The sequence below is a fragment of the Aquabacterium sp. UBA2148 genome (genome assembly GCF_002328915.1).
Lineage (GTDB): Bacteria > Pseudomonadota > Gammaproteobacteria > Burkholderiales > Burkholderiaceae_C > Aquabacterium > Aquabacterium parvum.
The window spans coordinates 1,520-5,658 of record NZ_DCXA01000149.1; the positions used below are offsets into that span (position 1 = coordinate 1,520).

Sequence of the window (4,139 nt, forward strand, 5' to 3'; positions counted from 1 at the left end):
GTCCTGGGGGTGCTCGCGCTGGCGGGCTGGGGGGTGTACGCCAAGTTCATCAAGAAGGCCCCGGCGCCTGAGGTCATCACGGCCGAAGTCGAGCGCACCAACCTTGAGGACACGGTGCTGGCCTCGGGCACGATCAAGTCCGAGCGCGATGTCAACGTGGGTGCCCAGGTCTCGGGTCAGATCAAGCGCTTGCACGTGGCCTTGGGCGACCAGGTCAAGCAGGGCCAGTTGCTGGCCGAAATCGATTCCACCACCCAGAACAACACCCTTCGCAACGCCGAGGCCCAGGTCGCCTTGCTGCAGGCTCAACTGCAAGCCAAGGAAGCCTTGTACAGGCAGGCCGAGATCACGTTCAAACGTCAACAAGGCCTGTTCAAGCTCGATGCGGCTTCGAAGGCCGAACTCGATGGCGCCGAGGCCACCCTGGCCACCACCCGCGCCGACATCAACGCCCTGCAGGCCCAGATCAGGCAGGCCAACATCTCGGTGGACACGGCCCGTGTGAACCTGGGCTACACGCGCATCCTGGCGCCCATTGACGGCGTGGTCACGGGCGTGATCGCCGAAGAAGGGCGCACCGTGAACGCCGTGCAGTCGGCGCCGACCATCATCAAGCTCTCGCGCCTGGACAGCGTGCTCATCAAGGCGCAGATCTCCGAAGCCGACGTCGTGCGGGTGCAGCCGGGCCTGCCGGTGTACTTCACCATCCTGGGCGAGCCCCAAAAGCGCTACGAGGCCAAGCTGCGCACCATCGAGCCATCGCCTGAATCGGAGCAGGTTGACACCAGCACCAAGACGACCACGAGCACCTCGTCGTCGACCACGTCGGCTGTTTACTACAACGGCTTGTTCGAGGTGCCCAACCCCGATGGCAAGCTGCGTGTGGCCATGACGGCGCAGGTCTTCATCGTGCTGGCCAAGGCCGATGAGGTGCTGGCCATCCCGGCTTCGGCGCTGGGCAAGCGCAACCGCAAGGACGACACGTACGCGGTGCGGGTGCTCGAAGGCGAGCCGGGCGGCGCACAGCGCGTGGTCGATCGCCAGGTCAAGGTGGGCCTGAACAACCGCGTGCAGGCGCAGGTGCTGTCGGGCCTGAAAGAAGGCGAACGCGTGGTCGTGGGCGAAGCTTCGGCCGGTGGTTCGGGCGGCTCGCGCCGTCCGCCGGGCATGTTCTGATGAAAAGCGAGATCGATCAGATCCAGGCCGGGCAGGGCGCGCAAGGTGCGCCAACGCAGCCGGGTGCCGACGCGCCCTTGCTGGAGGTGCGAGACCTCTGGCGCGAGTTCCCTTCTGGCGATGGCACGGTGGCCGTGCTCAAGGGCATCGACCTGGGCATCCATGCCGGTGAGATGGTGGCCATCATGGGTGCGTCCGGTTCGGGCAAGTCCACGCTGATGAACATCCTCGGTTGCCTGGACCGGCCTTCGCGCGGCAGTTACCGCGTGGCCGGTCAGCCCACGGCCGACATGGCGCCCGATGACCTTGCCCGCCTGCGGCGCGAGCACTTCGGCTTCATCTTCCAGCGCTATCACCTCATGGGTGACCTGACCGCGCTGGGCAACGCCGAGATCCCGGCCATATATGCGGGGCACAGCCCGGCGCGACGCCATGAGCGCGCGTTGGCCTTGCTCAAGCGCCTGGGCTTGCAAGACCGAGCCGGGCACCGGCCGGGCCAGCTCTCTGGCGGTCAGCAGCAGCGCGTGTCGATCGCGCGGGCGCTGATGAATGGCGGCGATGTCATCCTGGCCGACGAGCCCACCGGCGCGCTCGACAGCGTCAGCGGCGAAGAGGTCATGCGCATCCTCAAGGAGCTGCACGCCGATGGCCACACGGTCATCATCGTGACCCACGATGCCAAGGTGGCGGCGCACGCGCAGCGCGTCATCGAGGTGGCCGATGGCCGCATCATCGCCGACCGCCGAACCGACGGGGTCGAGCAGGTTGGGCACCGGGCTGCGCGCCCTGCCGTGCAGCCCGACGCGTCCTGGTCGGCGGTGTGGGGGCGTTTCACCGAGGCTTTCACCATGGCCTTGCGCGCCATGGCCGGGCACCGCCTGCGCACGCTGTTGACCATGCTCGGCATCATCATCGGGATCGCTTCCGTGGTCTCGATGGTGGCCTTGGGCGAAGGTTCGCGCCAGCGGGTGCTCAAGGACATCGCGGCGATGGGCACCAACACCATCGACATCTACCCCGGCAAGAACTTCGGCGACCGGCAGGCGGGGCGCATCCGCACGCTGGTGCCGGGCGACGCCAACGCGCTGGCTCAACTGAATTACGTCGACAGCGTCACACCCGGTGTGAGCACCAGCGTGACCTTGCGCCGCGGCAACGTGGAGGCCACGGCCAATGTCACGGGCGTGGGCGACCAGTTCTTCCGCGTCAAGGGCTACGACATCGCGCAAGGCCAGGCCTTCGATGACGAGAGCGTGCGTCGCCAGACGCAGGAGGCCGTGATCGACCCGAACGCGCAGGCCGCGCTGTTCCCCAATGGCGAGAACCCGGTGGGGCAGGTCATCTTCCTGGGCAGCGTGCCGGTGCGGGTCATCGGCGTGACGGCGCCGTCCGAGAGCGGCTTCAACATGTCGGACAACCTCAATGTGTGGGTGCCCTACACGACGGCGATGCGGCGCCTGATGGGCCAGAACCACCTGCGCAGCATCACCGTGCGCATCAGCGACAGCGCCAATCCGTCGGCAGCCGAGCAGGGCATCACCAAGCTGATGACCCAACGCCATGGCTCGAAGGATTTCTTCGTGCGCAACAGCGACAGCATCCGCCAGACGATCGAGAGCACGACGCAGACGCTGACGCTGCTGATCTCGTCGATCGCGGTGATCTCGCTGATCGTGGGCGGCATCGGGGTGATGAACATCATGCTGGTGTCGGTCACCGAGCGGACGCAGGAGATCGGCGTGCGCATGGCGGTGGGCGCGCGCCAGTCCGACATCCTGCGCCAGTTCCTGATCGAGGCGGTGCTGGTGTGCCTGCTGGGCGGCGGGCTGGGCATCGCGCTGGCTTTGAGCCTGGGCGTGATCTTCGATCAGTTCAACACGGGCTTCAGCATGATCTATTCGACCGCGTCCATCGTGACGGCCTTTGGTGTGTCATCGCTGATCGGCGTGGTGTTCGGCTTCTTGCCGGCCCGCCGTGCGGCCCAGCTCGACCCGGTGGATGCGCTGAGCCGGCAGTGAGGTCCGAGCCCAGCGAGCAATGAAGAACATGTCCATGAACGAACACGACTTGAACCGACACAGGCCGGTGGCTTCGGCCTGCCTGTGCGCGCTGATGCTGGCCAGCGCCAGCGCCTTGCTTGCCGGGTGTGCCGCGACGCCTTATGAGCAGCCGGCGCTGACCGTGCCGGCGAGCTACGTGTCGGCCAATGCCGACGCGGGTGGCGCGACCGATGTGAAGTCCTTGGCTGAGGCCGCGCAAGCCGGCGAGGCCGCGCAAGGACTGTCCCCCTGGTGGCTGGCGTTCGATGACCCGGCGCTGCGCCAACTGATCCGCGATGCCCTGGCGCGCAACAACGACCTGGCACAAGCCGCCTTGAAGGTGCGCCGCGCCCAACTCCTGGCCGGTCAGGCCGCCAGCGACCAGTTGCCCACGGTGACGCTGCAGGGCAGCTCCACCGCGTCGCGCCCACTTGATGGCGGTGACACGACACGCCTGAACAGCGCTTCGCTCGGCCTGAGCTGGGAGGCCGATCTGTGGGGGCGCGTGGCCGCCCTGCGCAGCGCCGCCGACTGGGAGGCCCAGGCCACCGAGGAAGACCGCCTGGCCGCAGCCCTGGCACTGGTGGGCACGACGGCGCGCCTGCATTGGCAGGTGGGCTACCTGAATCAGCGCGTCGAGGCCAGCCAGCAGAGCATCGAGTACGCGCGGCGCACGCTGGAGCTGGTGCAGGCCCAGAAGGGGCAGGGCGCCGTCTCGGGCCTGGAGGTGGCGCAGGCCACGCAATCGCTGGCCGCACAAGAGGCCGCGCACACTCAGTTTTTGCTGCAGCGAACGCAGGCCCGCAATGCACTGGCGATCTTGTTCGACGGCCCGCCTGGTGTGGCGCTCAACGAGGCCAGGCGCCTGCCCGACGGGGCTTTGCCATCGGTGCCAGCGGGCGCGCCGGCCGAGCTTCTGAGCCG

Annotated in this window: 3 protein-coding genes; all 3 read left to right on the top strand. The window is 67.6% G+C overall.

Translation table 11 applies throughout. The annotated features are described in order from the left end of the window. The first annotated feature begins 3 nt into the window (after window positions 1-3). Complete coding sequence (locus B2W70_RS08145; RefSeq protein ID WP_286744619.1) at window positions 4-1,176, top strand: efflux RND transporter periplasmic adaptor subunit; 1,173 nt, start codon at window positions 4-6, stop codon at window positions 1,174-1,176. Continuing rightward, window positions 1,176-3,194, top strand: a complete 2,019-nt coding sequence (locus B2W70_RS08150) for a MacB family efflux pump subunit (protein ID WP_286744615.1) — start codon at window positions 1,176-1,178, stop codon at window positions 3,192-3,194. The genes B2W70_RS08145 and B2W70_RS08150 overlap by 1 nt, the downstream gene beginning before the upstream one ends. Before the next feature lie 34 nt (window positions 3,195-3,228). Next, window positions 3,229-4,139 (top strand): TolC family protein (locus tag B2W70_RS08155; RefSeq protein WP_286744617.1); only part of this gene is annotated, 911 nt, incomplete at its 3' end.